This is a genomic window from Pseudomonas paraveronii (assembly GCF_963681955.1).
In the GTDB taxonomy this organism is placed as follows: Bacteria; Pseudomonadota; Gammaproteobacteria; order Pseudomonadales; family Pseudomonadaceae; genus Aquipseudomonas; species Aquipseudomonas paraveronii.
This window is the reverse complement of sequence record NZ_OY817130.1, coordinates 548,761-564,937: the sequence shown is the minus strand read 5'-3', so window position 1 is coordinate 564,937 and position 16,177 is coordinate 548,761. Positions and strand designations below refer to the sequence as shown.

General features: G+C 62.1%; 13 protein-coding genes. 1 reads left to right on the top strand and 12 read right to left on the bottom strand.

Going from position 1 to position 16,177, the window contains the following annotated elements; genetic code table 11:
• Window positions 1-23 precede the first annotated feature (23 nt).
• Complete coding sequence (gene msbA / locus U5A08_RS02400) at window positions 24-1,829, bottom strand: lipid A export permease/ATP-binding protein MsbA (RefSeq protein WP_247404346.1); 1,806 nt, start codon at window positions 1,827-1,829, stop codon at window positions 24-26.
• Between the two features lie 159 nt (window positions 1,830-1,988).
• Between msbA and U5A08_RS02395 the strand changes: the two genes are divergently transcribed.
• Window positions 1,989-3,857 carry an O-antigen ligase family protein gene (locus U5A08_RS02395; RefSeq protein WP_321850133.1) on the top strand — a complete coding sequence of 623 codons (1,869 nt, stop codon included), beginning with the start codon at window positions 1,989-1,991 and terminating at the stop codon, window positions 3,855-3,857.
• A gap of 54 nt (window positions 3,858-3,911) precedes the next feature.
• Here U5A08_RS02395 and U5A08_RS02390 read toward each other — a convergent pair whose 3' ends face one another.
• From U5A08_RS02390 to waaC, 11 genes are all read right to left on the bottom strand, one after another.
• Complete coding sequence (locus U5A08_RS02390) at window positions 3,912-4,793, bottom strand: glycosyltransferase (protein ID WP_321850131.1); 882 nt, start codon at window positions 4,791-4,793, stop codon at window positions 3,912-3,914.
• A complete protein-coding gene (locus U5A08_RS02385) occupies window positions 4,790-5,938 on the bottom strand; it encodes a glycosyltransferase family 4 protein (RefSeq protein WP_321850130.1) in 1,149 nt (382 codons plus the stop codon). Before U5A08_RS02385 ends, U5A08_RS02390 begins: the two co-directional genes overlap by 4 nt.
• A gap of 85 nt (window positions 5,939-6,023) precedes the next feature.
• A complete protein-coding gene (locus U5A08_RS02380) occupies window positions 6,024-7,430 on the bottom strand; it encodes a PIG-L deacetylase family protein (protein WP_321850129.1) in 1,407 nt (468 codons plus the stop codon).
• Complete coding sequence (locus U5A08_RS02375; protein ID WP_321850127.1) at window positions 7,427-8,323, bottom strand: antimicrobial resistance protein Mig-14; 897 nt, start codon at window positions 8,321-8,323, stop codon at window positions 7,427-7,429. The genes U5A08_RS02380 and U5A08_RS02375 overlap by 4 nt, the downstream gene beginning before the upstream one ends.
• Window positions 8,324-10,081, bottom strand: coding sequence for a carbamoyltransferase family protein (locus tag U5A08_RS02370; protein ID WP_253393016.1), 1,758 nt, complete (start codon window positions 10,079-10,081; stop codon window positions 8,324-8,326).
• Window positions 10,082-10,253: 172 nt separating this feature from the next.
• On the bottom strand, window positions 10,254-11,705 hold the full coding sequence (locus U5A08_RS02365; protein ID WP_321850124.1) for a lipopolysaccharide kinase InaA family protein: 1,452 nt from the start codon (window positions 11,703-11,705) through the stop codon (window positions 10,254-10,256).
• Window positions 11,705-12,457, bottom strand: coding sequence for a lipopolysaccharide kinase InaA family protein (locus tag U5A08_RS02360; protein ID WP_253393012.1), 753 nt, complete (start codon window positions 12,455-12,457; stop codon window positions 11,705-11,707). Before U5A08_RS02360 ends, U5A08_RS02365 begins: the two co-directional genes overlap by 1 nt.
• Window positions 12,454-13,188, bottom strand: coding sequence for a lipopolysaccharide kinase InaA family protein (locus U5A08_RS02355; RefSeq protein ID WP_253393010.1), 735 nt, complete (start codon window positions 13,186-13,188; stop codon window positions 12,454-12,456). The genes U5A08_RS02360 and U5A08_RS02355 overlap by 4 nt, the downstream gene beginning before the upstream one ends.
• Window positions 13,188-13,994, bottom strand: coding sequence for a lipopolysaccharide core heptose(I) kinase RfaP (rfaP, locus tag U5A08_RS02350; protein ID WP_253393008.1), 807 nt, complete (start codon window positions 13,992-13,994; stop codon window positions 13,188-13,190). Before rfaP ends, U5A08_RS02355 begins: the two co-directional genes overlap by 1 nt.
• The gene (locus tag U5A08_RS02345; protein ID WP_247407631.1) at window positions 13,991-15,115 is read right to left on the bottom strand and encodes a glycosyltransferase family 4 protein; all 1,125 of its coding nucleotides are present in this window, start codon (window positions 15,113-15,115) and stop codon (window positions 13,991-13,993) included. Before U5A08_RS02345 ends, rfaP begins: the two co-directional genes overlap by 4 nt.
• On the bottom strand, window positions 15,115-16,176 hold the full coding sequence (waaC, locus tag U5A08_RS02340) for a lipopolysaccharide heptosyltransferase I (RefSeq protein WP_253393006.1): 1,062 nt from the start codon (window positions 16,174-16,176) through the stop codon (window positions 15,115-15,117). Before waaC ends, U5A08_RS02345 begins: the two co-directional genes overlap by 1 nt.
• Window position 16,177 lies beyond the last annotated feature (1 nt).

The window sequence follows — 16,177 nt, the reverse complement described above, 5'->3', positions numbered from 1 at the left end:
GATTGCCCGCCTCACCCACGGTGTCAGGTGATATCCGCCGACACCGGCGCATCCAGGCCCATGGCATGCAGGCGGGCGTAATAGCCGTTCTGGGCGAGCAATTGGCTGTGAGTGCCACGCTCGACAATACGCCCGTCGTCCATCACCAGGATCAGGTCAGCCTTCTCGATGGTGGACAGGCGGTGCGCAATCACCAGGGTCGTGCGGCCTTGCATGACCTTGTCCAGCGCCGCCTGAATGTGGCGCTCGGACTCGGTATCGAGGGCCGAGGTGGCCTCGTCGAGTATCAGCAGCGGCGCATTCTTGAGCAGGGCGCGGGCAATGGCCAGGCGCTGGCGTTGACCGCCGGACAGCAGCACGCCGTTTTCGCCGACCTGGGTGTCGAAACCTTTAGGCAACTGGTCGATGAAGTCCTTGGCGTTGGCATCCATCGCGGCAGCTTCGACGTCGGCCCGTGGTGCGCCAGCCAAATCGCCGTAGGCGATGTTGTTGGTCACGGTGTCGCTGAACAGGGTCACGTGCTGGGTCACCTGGGCGATGTGCTTGCGCAGGTTGAGCAGTTTGTAGTCTTCGATCTCGACACCATCGAGCAGGATTTCACCGCTTTCATGGTGGTAGAAACGCGGGATCAGGCTGGCCAGGGTCGACTTGCCGCTGCCCGAGCGCCCCACCAGAGCGATCATATGCCCAGGCTCGGCGGTAAAGCTGATGTCCTTGAGCACATGGCGTTCGGTGCCAGGGTAGGTGAAGTTGAGGTTACGCACTTCCAGGCGGCCGCTGACCTTGTCGCGTTCGATTGTGCCGTTGTCGACTTCAGGCTCTTCGTCCAGTTGCTCGAAAATGCTTTCGGCGCCCGCCACACCCTTCTGGATGGTCGAGCTGACTTCCGACAGTTGGCGGATCGGCTTGGGCAGCAGACCGGCCAAGGTGATGTAGGCCACCATGTCGCCGGCCGATGCATCGCCGCGCAGGTAAAGCACCAGGAACATCAGCACCGCCATCGCGGTGTAGATCACCAGTTGCAACGCCGGGGTGTAGATCGCCCCGGTGCGGGTCATGCGCAGTTGCTTGTTGGTGTTGCCCAGGCTGGCCTTGAGGAAGCGTTTTTCCTCGTAGACCTCGCCGCCGAAGCTGCGCACTACGCGGTAGCCCTGGATGGTTTCGGAGGCCACGTGCGTCACGTCGCCCATAGCCACCTGGATCTTCTTGCTCTGTTTGCGGAATTTCTTGCTGGCCGTGCTGACCATCACCGCAATCAACGGCAGGATGGCGATCATCACCAGCGTCAGGCGCCAGTTCATGAACAGCAGCGAAGCGAACAGGAAGAGCACTGTCATGCCTTCGCGAATCACCACCTTGATCGCATCGGTCGCCGCCCCCGTGACCATGGTCACGTTGAAGGTGATGCGGGAAATCAGGTGCCCGGAGTTGTGATTGTCGAAGTAGCGATTGGGCAACGTCAGCAGGTTGTTGAACAACTGCACCCGCAGGTCGTGGACCAGACCCAGGGAAACCTTGGCCAGCAGGTAATTACCAAGAAACGAACCCAGACCCTGCCAGGCGGCAATCAGGATGATCAGCAGCGGCACGGCCTGCAGCAATTGCAGATCCCGCAGGAGCGGCACACTGGGGAACAGCACGGCTTGCGGGTTCGAAAGGCCGTCGACAAAGTACTTGAGGATGTAACCCAGCATCGGCTGGGTCGACGCGAAAATCAGAAATCCGACGATACTCAGCGCGAACAAGCCCGCGTAGGGCCTGACGTAGCTGAGCAGGCGGAAGTATATTTTCAAGCTCGAAGGGCTTGCGCTCGGACTGGAGTCGGTCATATCACGCGGCGTTTTGAAAAAGGAGGCTGACTTTAGCACAGCTTCTCTGTTGTACTTGCACCCGCTATGACCCACGGGCCGGTTGAATTCAACCGGCGACATCATATAGCCACTACTCTAAGATGGTCGGCTTTCCCTTTCTGAAATGGCTTTTACCGTATGCAGTGCAAGCGCCTTACCTACGGCTCAAATCGCGTCTTCGACTTCCTGGTCCTATGGATTTTGCCCATCGGCTTGTTGCTCTTGCTGAGTTCGCTGTTCTTCGTCACCAATCGCAATGTGCTGCACAAGCTCTACTACGCCCTGTTCAGCGCGCCGACGTTGCTGCTGCTGTGCCTGCGCCCCAGGGAATTCAGGGAATTGCTGCGTGAGCCGCTGGCCATCGCCTTCCTGGCCTTCTCCGCCTGGGCCATGGCCAGCCTGCTTTGGAGTCCGGAGCTTCATCCCGACATCTACCTGTTCAAGCAACCGCTACACACCTTCATGCTGTTTGGCGGCTGCGGGCTGTTGCTGCATTACCGCAACGAACTGTTCAAGCCGATTTTCTTCAGTGCGGCGGTGATTGCGCTGGTGGTGTGCCTGTGCAACCTGGTGGCTTTCGCCAAAGGGTTAGAGCCAGGCGTGGAAGCGCGCATGATCGGCGGCCGCGGTGCTCTCGACAATCCGCTGCTCAGCTCCCACGTGTTCGGTTTTTTTGCCGTCTACTGGTTGTATGTCTGCATGACCAGCCAGCGCTTGCCGGTGTTGTGGTTCAGCGTACCGGCCCTGGCCATCATGACCGCCGCGGTCCTGGCCACCGGTTCCCGCACGCCGCTGGTGGCACTGACCCTGGCTGTCCTGTGGATGAGTTTTGTCAGCCGTAACCGCCGCTCAGCCTTGATGATCGCTGGCCTGGTCCTGGGCGCCGCCGCGCTCTTGCTGTTTTACCCTGAACTGATCACCAACCGTGGCAGCTCGTTCCGCTTCGAACTGTGGAGCATGACGCTGCAGCGCATCGCCGACCATCCGTGGATCGGCCACAGCTACGACTCCGAGCTGTACCTGACCCTGGCTCAGGCCGACGACTACCAACTGCGCGAACCCCACAGTTTTGCCCTGGGCGTCCTTTATTACGTCGGCATCATCGGCTTCATCCCTTGGGCCTTCATGCTCGGCTGGGGCCTGTACAAAAGCCTCAAAGAACGGGCGCAACCGCTGTTCATCCTCGCCTCATCCCTGCTGGCCTACGGCATCGGCGCCGGCCTGACCGAGGGCGGCGGCATCCTGTCGCGGCCCAAGGAGCACTGGTTCCTGCTGTGGATTCCTTTGGCGATCATCGCCGGCCTGAGCATCGCCCAACGCCGCCACAGCCTGCTGCGCATGCCGGTGCAAACCCTCAAGGCCGAGGCCTTCGATCAACTGTGCCACAACGCCCATGTAATTGAAGCCGACGGCCTGGGCCCGAAAGTCCTGCGCCTGGAAGACGGCAGTTTCCTCAAGGTCTTCCGCGCACGCCACTGGTATACCTCGGGCAGCTTCAACCCTTACTCCGAGCGGTTTGCCAGCAACGCCGAACAATTACGCAGCCTGGGTATTCCCACGCCGCAGATTCTCGGCGTGTATGGTCTGCGCGACGCCAGCAGCGCCGTCAGCTACTCGCCACTGCCCGGCTTGACCCTGCGCCAAGCCCTGCAGAGCCTGGACAGTGGCCTGCGCGAATCGCTGATCGAACGTTTCGGCCAATTCATGGCCCAGCTTCATGAGCGCGGCGTGTACTTCCGTTCGCTGCACCTGGGCAACGTGCTGCTGATGGATGACGGCGAGTTCGCACTGATCGATATCGCCGACCTGCGCATCTTCCCGTCGGCGCTACGCAACGCCTTGCGCAAGCGCAACCTGCGCCATATGCAACGCTACCCGCAGGACCGCAACTGGCTGTTCGAAACGCACTTCGAGCAACTGGTCAAGGGTTACGCCAGCGTTGCCAGCCCGCAAGCCACGGCAAAAATCCGCGAGCAAGTACAGGGCCTGGCTCGCCCGGTCGCCTGATAAAAAAGGCGACTATCACCGCTGATAGTCGCCTTTTTTCACCGCCCCGCCGCCTCAGCTTCTGAGGGGCGCCAGGTACAACCGCAGCAACCCACGCAGGGTCTTGCGCCCCCAAAACTTCAACGGAATCTGCTTGAGGATCTCCCGCGCCAGCGGCCGGTCGCGGTCGGCGGTCTTGAGGAACATCGAGTTCAGGAAGTTGTAGCGCACCGCGTCATACGACGGGTGTTCGCTGAACAATCCATACGTCTTGAGGATGTTCTGAATCATGTAGCGGTGGTTTTTGTAGGTGTTGGTGGCGTGCTGGCGATAGCGCGCCATGACCACGTTCAACACGTCGATGGTGTAACCGGCGTGGGTGATCTTCAACTCGATCAGCAAATCTTCCAGGGGAATCAGCGGATCGAAGCCCCCCACCTGCTCCAGCGCATCGCGGCGGATCAACAGGGTCGGCGCCGGCGGGAACGGTTTGCGGTCGAGGAACAGGTCATCGAAGTCCAGGCTGCGAAACGGCAGGTCCCGGCGCTGTTTCTTGTCGGGATAGGGCTGACCATCGCCATCGATCAACTCGATGTTGCCGGCGCAGATGCCGACCTTGGGTTTGCCTTCCATATAGGCGACCTGGGTCGCAATGCGCTCGGGCAACATGATGTCGTCGGAACCGAACGGCGCAATCAGCGTGCCTTTGGCCCGGGCAATCGCGCCGTTGAGCGTATTGGTCAGTCCCTGGTTCTGCTGGACCTGGAAATCAAAGCCATGCTCGGCCTGCAAACGCCGGATGCGCTCGACGCTGTCATCCTCGGAGCCATCGTCGACCACCAGCAGTTCGATGTTCGCGTAGGTCTGCCCCAGCACACTGAGGATACTCTGCTCGATGTACGGGCCATGGTTGTAGGACGCGATGATCACCGAGACCAGCGGTTGTGACTGATTCATGCTCTACCTACTTCACGCAAACCGGTTTCAATCAGGGTCAGGTACTTGTGCTTGAACTCATCCAGGGTGTGGTTGGCGACCAGGTAACGGAACACCTCCTCGCCCTTGGCATGCAGCTCCTCATCGCTCAGCGCCAGGTAAGTATCCAGCGCTGCGGCCAGTTGCTCGACGTTGCCCGGATCGTGGGACAGGCCGCCCGCACCCTGCACCAGCGGCAGCATCGCCGGGCCGTTGGAGGCAATCACCGGCAAATGCCCGCTCATGCCTTCCAGCAGCGCCAGGCCCAGGCCTTCGAACAGCGACGGCATGGTCCAGATATCGAAACCGCGCACGTACTTCATGCCGTCTTCACGAAAGCCCAACAGGTGCGCGCGGCCGGTCAGGCCCAGGCGCTCGATGTCGGCACGCAGGTCGGCTTCGGCACGGCCGGAACCGATGATCCCCACCTGGGCCTGCGGGTATTTGTCCTTGAGCGTGGCGAACGCTTGCAGCAAATGCGTGTGGCCTTTGATCGGCACCAGCCGACCCAGGGCGCCAATCATCCGCGCCTCCAGCGGCAGGCCCAAGGCCTTGCGCGCTTCATCGCGAGGCAACTGCAAGGCTTCTGCCTGCGGGATGTCGATGGCGTTGGTGACATAGGTGGTGTTTTCACGGGTGAACCCGCAATTGAGCGCCACCAGGTACTCTTGCACCGCCTCCGACACGCCAACGAAACGCCACGCCGGGCTCACCCAGCGCTGGGTCTGACGCCGACGGTAGCCACGGGCGTACTCGCCAAATCCATGGGAGATGCCAATGCACAGCGGAATCTTCAACCAGCGGTTGAGGGACAGCATCATGTTCACCGACTTGAAGCGGTTACAGATGACCACATCGAACTTCTGCTCGCGGCAATACTTGTAGATCTGCCACATGGCGCCAAAGCGGATGCCTTTGAGGGACTTCTCCGGCAGTTCGAAATAGTGGGAGTGCTCGGCCACGCTCAGCGGCTGACCCGGTAACGGGCGGCCACTGAGAAACCCCGATGTCACCTCGAAGCGTTCAACCGGTAACGATTTGACGATCTGCTCACCCAGGTCGGCGAAATCATTGATCTTGACGTTGTAGTCCGGCTGTAACTGCAAAACCTTGAAACGAGGCTTCATAACTCTCCATGCAGCGATCTGGCAGCGGGCACGCAGCCCGGCAAAATGGTGCGGCAAACGGATGCGGTCTGCCGTAAATAAGGTCTCAGTCCTGCTTCAGGACCCACAGCAACTCATGACGACGTACAGCCTTGCGGAAGAATTCGTTCTCTCCGTAGGGCGATGGGCTACGCCCGGCCAGCACCTGTTGCAACCAGCGACGCACACGGCGCTTGAACGGCGCGCGCGGTTGCAGGTCGTGCATCATGCCCAGGGCCATGGCCTTGTCCTGCTGCTGGTCCAAGGCGAGCGTGAAGCTGCAAGGAACCAGTTCGTCCGCTGAATCGAAACGCGGCGGCAGGGCCACGCCGGCACCCGAGTCGCCCATGGGCCAGCGGTCGTTATCATGCAAGTGATTGGCGTAGCCAAGCAATGTGTCGGGCTGCCACGCCAGGCCGTCCAGGGCTTCCAGTATCGCCGCGTGCGCGCAGATATGGTCGGCGTGCGGGTCAAGCAATGGCGTCGGCAGCACGATCACCTGCGGCCGCGCCTTGAGCAGCAGCGCGCGCAGGTCGGCGATCAGGTTGTGCCAGGTCGGCGCACCGTCTACGTCACCGGGCAGCGTATAAGCATTGAACTGGCGAAACAGCCGCGTATCGCTCAATTGCGCCTCGCGGGAGGCTTGAGGCTGGTCCGGCGCGGCCTGCATGGCCGCCAACTGCATGCAGAAATAACCCAATTGCACGCACTGCGCCTCGGGAACGCCGGCCCAGCGCGGCACCGCAATGCTGTCCCAGGCCCGCAGGCGCCCTTTGATTCGCGCCGCTTGTGCCTTGGGCAGCCCCATCTGTTGATAATGTTCGGCTTCGATTTCACCAGCGGTCAGCGTGACGATCCAGCTTTCGGCCGCCTGGCTGTACAAGCTGAACGCAGCCAGTTCAGCGTCGTCGGCATGGGGCGCAATCACCATCACGCGTTGCTGGCGATAATCCGGCTGGCGGAAACGCCAGAGCGTCGGCTGGCCGTTGATCCGGCAAAAACGCCCGCGCAACTGCAGCTTGCCGGCGGCCAACGCGTCGGCGGCGCCTGTCAGGTTGAGGTAACGCCGCCCGGCGACGCCACGCTCGAACACTTGCCGGTCCGGCGTGTCCAGGCCCAGCAGTTCCACCGCTGGGTCGATGAAACGCCCGAGCCACGAGCTTTTCAGCTCGATGCCGACGATCAGCGTGTCGTCCGCTGCCAGCGGTGCATCCAGCACCAACCGTCCCGCGTCCAGGCGCAGGCCTGGCTGCTCACTGCCGTGGGGGAACGCGTAGGCATAATCCTCGTTGGGCGAATAGAACAGGTGATCGGCAAACCAGGCTTCATGGGCGGCCCACAGCACCATCGCCAGGATCAACGGCAGCCACCACGCCACGAGCACGCCGGCCGCGATCAGCACCAGCAGGGCGATCAGCAGCGCGATGCGCTTGGTGCGCCGATGACGCTTGAGCAGTTGCTGTTTGCGGCTCATAGGCTGAACACCGGCACCGGGTTGCACCAACGCTCCTTGTATTCACGATCGGCCCGCCCGAAAGAAAAGCGCAGCGGCTTATCCACCGCCCGCGCCTGTTCCCAGGCGCTTTGCGTATTGAGGAAACTCAACACACTGCCGGGGCTGAAAGCACGGGTCTCGGGGTCGACACCGCCGTTAACGTATTCGATGCTGACCCACTCGGGCGCCTCGACGCGATACACCAGTTGCACGGCAATCGGCGCATCGTTGAGAAACAGTACCGAGCCCACCAGGAACTCCTTGAGCAAGCCCAGCACCTGCGCCAGATGCTCGGCACCGGTAGCCGGGAAGCCCCAGCGGCGCTGGAACAGGTCGCAGTAGATCGCCGCCAGCTCGCTGCTGGAAAACTCACTCACCGCCCGCACCACGCCGCCCGCCTCTTCCAGCAATCGCAATTCGCGGCGCTGGTTGTAGCGAAACTTCTTCGACAGGTCTTCCGGGGTACGCGCCATGGCCAACTGCTCGGCCTGGGGCTTGAGGGTGCTGACGCGCCCCTCGTTCAAGGCCGACAGGTAGCGCCCACGATGACGTACCGGCAACAGCGCGTCAGTTGCAATCGGCAGGATGATTTCGGCATTGCCCAGATCAAACATACCTTTCTTGCCGCTGCGCTTGAGCACGTCCTTGGACAAGGCCAGGTCGCGCCCCCAGGTGGCAATCGCGCCCTTGAGTTCGCCGTCCTGCTCCCAGCCCAGGTACCGCACCGGAATCTGCGCCAGGTCCGCTAACCGTTCGACGATCAGCGGATGCGTCGCCACGCTGCCGCCAAACCGCTGCCAGGCCTGGGCGTAAACCTCGGCCTCGACAGGCACCCAGCCGCGTTCACGCCAACCCTGGAAGCGATTCAGCATTTAAACCACAGCGTCATAAGGGTCCACGCCGTCCTTGACCACCAGGATGTCTTCCATGATCAGGTACTGCAGATCGGAACCGAAGAACATGTTCAGCGCGTCGGTCGGCGAGCAGATCATCGCTTCGCCACGACGGTTGAGCGAGGTGTTCAGGGACACGCCGTTACCGGTCAGCACTTCCAGCTCTTTCATCATGTCGTAGTAGCGCGGGTTGTATTCGCGCTTGAGCACCTGGGCGCGGGACGTGCCATCTTCATGGACCACTTCCGGTACGCGGGTCTTCCACTCTTCCGACACTTCAAAGGTGAAGGTCATGAACGGCGCCGGGTGATCGACCTTGATCATCAGCGGGGCCACAGTGTCGAGCATCGACGGGCAGAAAGGCCTCCAGCGCTCGCGGAACTTGATCTGATGGTTGATGCGGTCAGCCACGCCGGTGGCGCTCGGGCAACCGATGATCGAACGACCGCCCAAGGCACGCGGACCGAACTCCATGCGGCCCTGGAACCAGGCCACCGGGTTGCCGTCGACCATGATCTTGGCGATGCGTTTAGGCATGCTGTCGATCTTGCGCCAGTCCGGCTTGCTCGGGTGCTTGGCGCAAGCGGCGATCACGTCTTCGTTGCTGTAGGACGGGCCGAGGTAGACGTGTTCCATCTTCTCCACCGGCACACCACGGGCATGGGACACGTAAGCGGCTGCGCCCACGGCGGTGCCGGCATCGCCGGACGCCGGCTGCACGAACAGCTCCTTCACGTCGTCACGGGCAATGATCTTCTGGTTCAGCTTGACGTTCAGCGCACAGCCGCCAGCGAAGGCCAGCTTGCCGGTTTCCTTGAGGATGTCGCCCAGGTAGTGGTCGATCATCTGCAGGGACAGCTTCTCGAACAGCGCCTGCATGCTCGCCGCGTAGTGGATGTACGGTTCGTCGGCGATGTCGCCTTCGCGCTTGGGACCCAGCCACTCGATCAGTTTGGGCGAGAAGTAGAAACCCTTGCCCTTCTCTTTGTAGCGACGCAGGCCGATGACGTTGGCATAGTCGGTGTTGATCACCAGCTCGCCGTTTTCAAAGGAGGCCAGGCGCGAGAAATCGTACTTGCTGGCGTCGCCATAGGGCGCCATGCCCATGACCTTGAACTCACCGTCGAGCATCTCGAAACCGAGGAACTCGGTGACCGCGCCGTACAGGCCGCCGAGGGAGTCCGGATCGTAGAATTCCTTGATCTTGTGGATCTTGCCGTTTTCGCCGTAGCCGAAGAACGTGGTGGCGTACTCACCCTTGCCGTCGATCCCCAGGATCGCGGTTTTCTCCTTGAAGCCGGAGCAGTGGTAGGCACTGGAGGCGTGGGCCAAGTGGTGTTCAACCGGCTCGATCTTGATTTTCTTCGGATCGAAGCCCAGTTGCTCCAGGCACCAGACGATCTTGTTGCGGTAGCGCTTGTAGCGCCGGTTGCCCATCAGGATCGCGTCAAGGGCGCGGTCAGGGGCGTACCAGTAACGCTTGGCATAGTGCCAACGCGCTTCACCGAACAGGCTGATCGGGGCGAACGGGATCGCGACCACGTCAACGTCGGAAGGCTTGATGCCGGCCTGTTCCAGGCAGAACTTCGCCGACTCGTAGGGCATGCGGTGCTTTGCATGCTTGTCGCGCACGAAGCGTTCTTCTTCGGCGGCCGCGATCAGCTTGCCGTCGATATACAGGGCTGCGGAAGGATCATGGCTAAGGGCGCCGGACAGGCCAAGAATCGTCAATGCCACAGGGGTCTAGCCTCTTTTAGTCTGCATGCAGGCGCGTTACGCCTGAAAAAAGTGTGCCTCTCGCCTGGGCGAGAAACAGCTAAAGGGCGGGATTATAGCTTAAAAGCAGATAGAAGCTGTTAGCGGCAAGCGTCAAGGAGGCTTAGCGGGGGCTTGCCCCGATAGGCCCGCTTCAACCGGCGCCGCCGACCTCCCTCGGTAAACGCTGATCGATGACCTGATACAGCGCGCTGTCTTGCGGCCAATTACGCATGAAGCGCGCGCGATCCTTGGCGAACGCTGGGGCGAAGCTGGCGTCGGAGCGGTGCTGGCACATCGCATCGAGGTCGATCAAGGCCCAGCGGCCGTCGTGCCAGAACAGGTTGTGACCCTTGAAATCGCCATGGCTGATGCGCTCGCGGATCAGCTCGGCGAACAGCTGGTCCAGCGCCAGCAGTTCGTTTTCAGGCGCGTCGCCCTGCTCCACATACGGCGCGAAACGTTCGATAATGTCCGGTCCTGGCAGGTATTCAGTGACCAGGTAAGCACGGCTGCGCAGCCAGAAAAAACGTTTTTCCAGCACGGCCAGCGGCTTGGGCGTGGCAATGCCGAGGAACGCCAGGCGATTGCCTTCGCGCCAGGAATGCCAGGCGCGGCTCGGGCGCCAGAAACGCTTGAGCCAATGGGCGAAGCCCTTGATGTTGTAACGTTTGATCACCAGCGGGCGGCCGGCCACCTCGACCTTGGCCACACTGGCCGCACCGCCGGTCTTGTACAAATGCCCCTGCTCGAGCAACGCATCGGCCTGTTCCAGTACCGGCAGCATCGCGGGCTCTTCCTCGCGACGGATCGCCCGCAAGCCAAACGCGCCGCGCACGACGCTGAACAGCGTGCATTCGCGGCCGACCTTGTCGAGGAAGTCCTTCAGGCGCCAGGTGCTGACCTTGCGCACCTGTTTCTCCAGGGCTTCCAGCGGTAACGCGTGCTCGCCGTTGCTCAGCAAGTAATACACCAGCAATTCTTCGGTAAACGGCGCGAGGTTTTTCGGCAACTGGGCGAAAAACACGCCGAGGTTTTCCAGCACCCGGTTGCGCGACAGCGGCTGGCCCGCCTGTTCCACGCAGATCCCGGCACCATCGATCAGGTACAGCTTGCCACCCTGGCGCAGCAGGTTGTCCAGGTGCAGGTCTTCCTGCCACAGGCCCTTGGCGTGCATGCGGGCAATCGCGCCCAGCGCTTCAGCGAGCACGGCGGTCTGCTCATCGGCCAACGGCGGCAGGCCTTCAACCGCCTGCCAGGCATCGGCCAGGCTTTCGGCGCCGTCGATAAACTCAAACAGCAGCCAGCCGCCCTCGCCTTCCTGCAAACCATCGGCCAGCAGCAGCGGCGTGGTCAGGCCTTGTTCGGCCAGCAAGCGCACGCCCTTGAGCTCACGCTGAAAATGCCGCGCCGCCTTGCTGCCCACCAACAACTTGGCCAACACCGTGCGACCGCGCCAGACGCCCGCGCCCACATAGCGCTGGCCCGGCAGCACGCGCAACAGGCTGAGCAATTGCAGTTGGCCGGGGCCCGCCGCGTCCGCCAGTTCGATCGTCATCGGTAGGCTCGGCGTGCGGCCGGCATTTTTCAGCGCGGATAAACGCATCAGCGGTTCTCCTTATGGCTGCGGCGGGCGGTCAGGCGCTGCTGCCAGGTGGCGACCAGCGGGCTGTCTTCAGGTTGCTCCAGATACGCCGCCAGCAGGTGACGAATTTGCGCATCCGACCACTGCGGCGCACGGCGCAACAGCGGCTCAAGGTCCTTGACCCGGTCACGCCAACCAAACAGCAGCGGACGGGTTTTCTCCAGGTCGATCAACTGCGCGGCATAACCGTCGCCAGTGGCCTGCAGGAAAATATGCTTGGGGTAAAAACACCCGTGGACCTGACCCACGCCGTGCAGACGGCGCGCCAATTGGCCGCAGGCCAGCAGGATCGCACGATGCTGGACGTCGCTCAGTTGCGACCACTGCTCGAGCAACGAGTCCAGGTCATTCCAGCCGTCCAGGGCACGGGTCAGCAGCATTGCGCGGTGCTCGCCAGCGACTTTGCGCTCACCGTAGAACGCCGCCTGCAATGCCGGGATACCCAGCGTGCGATAACGGCTGATGTTGCGAAACTCGCGGGAAAAACTCGGTTCGCCAAACGGCCGGTGCAAGCTGCGCGTGAGGTAGTTGCTCTGGCGCTTGAGGTAATAACCGTGGCCGTCGAGTTCCAGGCGAAACACGCTGCTCCAGCCGCCACGGCTGGTGTTCGGCTCGTCCACCGCGTCCAGTTGCTTGGCCCACAGGGCGTCGAAACTGGCCAGACCGTTGCGCTCCAGCAGAGCGCGGTCTTCGGCCGCCAGGAAATCACTCATTCGCGTCCCTCGAAAAACTTCACCACATGGCGAATTCGCTGTTTGTCCGACGCACTCAGGTGCGTGCGATCGCGGTATTGCAGGTAGAAGCGCAGGCGCTGGGTGGCCGACAGGTGATACTTGGCCACCTTGTCCAGGCAGGCCAGGTCTTTGGTGATGCGGTATTTGAGCCAGAACCCGCGCCAGAAGTCGCCGTTGGGGCAATCGATCAGGTACAGGGTGCGCTGGTCGTCGATCAGCAGGTTGCGCCACTTCAAGTCGTTATGGGTAAAGTGATGATCGTGCATGATGCGCGTGTATTCGGCGAGCTGGCGGCTGACCGCATCGACCCACCTGGGGTCTTTGAGGCGCACATCGTTGCGCTCGGCCAGCACCGACATGTCCTGGGTCTTGGGCAACTCACGGGTGATCAATGCACCCCGGGCATACGCCAGGCCATTGCGCTCCAAGCCCCAGGCGACCACGTCGGCGGTGGGAATGCCCCACTTGGCGAAACGCTTGAGGTTCTGCCATTCGGACTTCACCCGCGGCCTGCCCAGGTAGCGGCGCAGGCCCTTGCCGGCACCGACATAGCGCTTCACGTAATAATTGACCCCGCCGCGCTCCACCCGGATCACTTCCGACAGCGGGTCGCGGGTCAGCCGCTCGCCTTGCAGGGCGAACACGGCTTCAAGGCTGCCAAAATCATCCGCCAGGGCAGCGTATGCGGGCTCCAGGTTCCAACCCGCCATCAGAGCGCATCCCCGTAACGTTGTTTGCGTGCGTAGAGCTTGGCTGCCTTGCGCTCCAGCCACTGCAGCAGCGCGGCCTCTTCGGCAAGAATCTGGCGCAACGGCTGTTGAAAGTAGCCCTTGAGAAAGCGCAGTTTGTCGCCCCGGGTCAGGCCGATATCCAGCGCCGAGAAATACAGCGCTGCCAGGTCCTTGTTGCGCCAGCGCAACGGGATCTTCGAGCGTACCTGCGCACGGTGCAGATCGATCACCGACAACTTGAAGTCGTCGGCCACCAGCGGCTTGTCTGTGTGCAGCAGGAAATGGCAGATGTAGCAGTCGCGATGGTTGACCCCGGCGCGGTGCATCATACCGGTCATGCGCGCCACTTCGGCGATCAGCGCGTGCTTGATGACCGGCGATGGCGGTTGCTTGAGCCAGTCCATGCTCAGGTCTTCGAGGCTGACGGTAGGCGCCAGCTCCTCGGTGACGATAAACGAATGCTGATCGGCCGGGTTGCTGCCCTTTTCGCCATAGGCCACGGCGGTCATGGTCGGCACGCCGACGTGCTGCAAGCGCTGGATCGCCAGCCATTCCTGGCCGGCGCCCAATACCGGCAACTTCGCGGTGATCAGGTTCTTGAGGATTTCGGCCCAGCCGATACCTCGGTGGATCTTCACGAAATAACCGCGCCCCTCGACCTCAGTGCGCAAGGTTCGACGGGCGTCCAGTTCGCGGTACACCAGGCCGTCCAGTTTCTCGACTTCAGCGAACGCATCGCGTCCGGCCCAGAGGGTCTTGAACGGTTCGGCAAGCATCAACTTCATCGGTTCGGCTCCGCCAGAATCAGGTCCGCAGCGTACTGCGGCATGCTATAGAGGTCGGCCGTCTCGGCGAAGGCCAGACCATTGCGACTCATGGTCGCGCGCGCTTGTGGATCGTCGAGCATATCGACCAGGTATTGATTGAGCTGAGCCTGTTCGAACGGTTCGTCCAACACCCGGCCATTGCCGGCCTTGTCGATATAGAAGGCGTAACCGCAGACCTTGCTCACCAGCACCGGCAGGCCCGCGACGACCGCCTCGATCAGCACCATGCCGGCGGCTTCGTTGTAGGCCGGGTGGATCAACAGGTCGGCCCCCAACAGAAAGCGCGGAATATCGCTGCGCCCCTTGAAGAAATGCACCTGCTCACCCAGGCCCAGTGCGGCGCTCTGCAACTGGAATACTTTGGGGTCGTCCTGACCGATTACAAATAGCCGGGTACGTTTCTTCAGCGCCGACGGCAATGCGGCCACGGCCTTGAGGCTGCGGTCGACGCCCTTGGTCTTGAAGCCGGAACCGATCTGCACCAGCAGCAAATCATCCTCGGCCAGGCCGAACTCACCGCGAAACTGCGCGCGAATCTGCGCGGCATCGGGCGGCGCGCGACGGTCACGGGCGATGCCCGGCGGCAGCAAATGAAAGCGTTGCGCCTGGGTGCCGTAGTAGCGCGTGAACAACTCCTGCTGATGGGCCGAGAGCACCATGATCTGGGTCTTGGCGCTCTGTTCGAAGACGGCGCGCTCGTACTCGGCAAAGTGCTTGTAGCGGCCGAACCAGCGGTACATCGGGTTGCGCAGGGTTTGCGCCTTGTCTTCAAACACGCCGTCGGCGGCGAAGTACAGGTCCAGCCCGGGCATTTTATTGAAGCCGACCACGCGATCCACCGGGCGCTTGGCCAGGTCGGCCTGAATCCAGGCGTAGAGTTTTTCGTTGCGGCGATGGTTGAACAGCGCCTTGACCGGCGCCACCAGCACTTCGAAGCCGGGCGGCACATCGCCCTCCCAGATCAGGGTGTAGACACGGATCTGATGACCGCGCTGCTGGCACTCCAGGGCGATACGCATGAAGTCGCGCTGCAAGCCACCGAACGGGAAATACTTGTACAGAACAAACGCCAGTTGCATCAGTGCATCTCCTCGGCCAGTAACAACGTGCTCAGCCGGCTCGCCACACGCTCGGGGTTCAGCCGCGTGAAGCACAGGGGCGATTCGCGCTTGAGGTCGAACCGACGCAGATCGTCGGCCGTGGGTTGATAAGTACACTGCTTTTGCAGGCAGGGCGCACATGGGAAGTCGCTGGCCAGGTGAATCTGGCTCTTGCCGTAGGCGCCGGTCAGGCCTGGGTTGGTGGGGCCGAACAGGGAAATGGTCGGCACGTCCAAGGCTGCGGCCAGGTGACCGAGGCCGGTGTCTACCGCGACACAGGCGCGGGCGCCAGCCAGAACACGGGCGACGCCGGCCAGGTTCAATTTGGGCAGCACCTCGGCATTGTCCAGGCCGTGGGCCAGGCGTTCGGCGCGGGCCTTTTCGGCGGCATTGCCCCACGGCAACTTCACGTCCACGCCCAGGCGGCCCATGCGTTCTGCCAGCTCGCGCCAGTAGGCTTCGGGCCAGTGCTTGGTGTCCCAGGTGGTGCCGTGCAACAACAACACAAAGGGTTTTTTCGGCGGCAGGCCGAGCAGCTTGTCGACACTCAGGCCGTAGTCGCCCAAGGCCTTGGGCAAGTCATAACCGAGGGCCACGGCGAACAGTTGACGCAAGCGCTCCACCGCGTGCTGCCCACGGGCTACGGCCAGGCGCCGTGAATAAAAATGCGCCGCGATCGGCTCACGGGCGGAGTTCTTGTCGAAACCGGCCACCGGGGCACGCACGTAGCGGGTCAGCCAGGCACTTTTCAGCAGGCCTTGGGCGTCGATCACCAGGTCGTATTTGGTCGACTGGATACGTTGCTTGAAGCGCCGCCATTCGCCACTTTTGAAGGTTTGCCAGAGGTTTTTGCGCCAGCGGCGTATCGCCACCGGGATCACCTTGTCCACCGCCGGGTGCCAGGTGGGGATCTCGGCGAAGCCTTCTTCCACCACCCAGTCGAACCGGATGCCCGGGATCGCCCGCGCTGCATCGGTGAGTGCCGGCAACGCATGGATCACGTCGCCCAGGGATGAGGTCTTGATTACCAGTACCCGCAAC

Excerpts from the sequence above, each read along its gene's own strand:
- msbA (WP_247404346.1), bottom strand. The coding sequence starts at position 1,829 with ATGACCGACTCCAGTCCGAGCGCAAGCCCTTCGAGCTTGAAAATATAC.
- U5A08_RS02395 (WP_321850133.1), top strand. The coding sequence starts at position 1,989 with ATGCAGTGCAAGCGCCTTACCTACGGCTCAAATCGCGTCTTCGACTTC.
- U5A08_RS02390 (WP_321850131.1), bottom strand. The coding sequence starts at position 4,793 with ATGAATCAGTCACAACCGCTGGTCTCGGTGATCATCGCGTCCTACAAC.
- U5A08_RS02385 (WP_321850130.1), bottom strand. The coding sequence starts at position 5,938 with ATGAAGCCTCGTTTCAAGGTTTTGCAGTTACAGCCGGACTACAACGTC.
- U5A08_RS02380 (WP_321850129.1), bottom strand. The coding sequence starts at position 7,430 with ATGAGCCGCAAACAGCAACTGCTCAAGCGTCATCGGCGCACCAAGCGC.
- U5A08_RS02375 (WP_321850127.1), bottom strand. The coding sequence starts at position 8,323 with ATGCTGAATCGCTTCCAGGGTTGGCGTGAACGCGGCTGGGTGCCTGTC.
- U5A08_RS02365 (WP_321850124.1), bottom strand. The coding sequence starts at position 11,705 with ATGCGTTTATCCGCGCTGAAAAATGCCGGCCGCACGCCGAGCCTACCG.
- U5A08_RS02360 (WP_253393012.1), bottom strand. The coding sequence starts at position 12,457 with ATGAGTGATTTCCTGGCGGCCGAAGACCGCGCTCTGCTGGAGCGCAAC.
- U5A08_RS02355 (WP_253393010.1), bottom strand. The coding sequence starts at position 13,188 with ATGGCGGGTTGGAACCTGGAGCCCGCATACGCTGCCCTGGCGGATGAT.
- rfaP (WP_253393008.1), bottom strand. The coding sequence starts at position 13,994 with ATGAAGTTGATGCTTGCCGAACCGTTCAAGACCCTCTGGGCCGGACGC.
- U5A08_RS02345 (WP_247407631.1), bottom strand. The coding sequence starts at position 15,115 with ATGCAACTGGCGTTTGTTCTGTACAAGTATTTCCCGTTCGGTGGCTTG.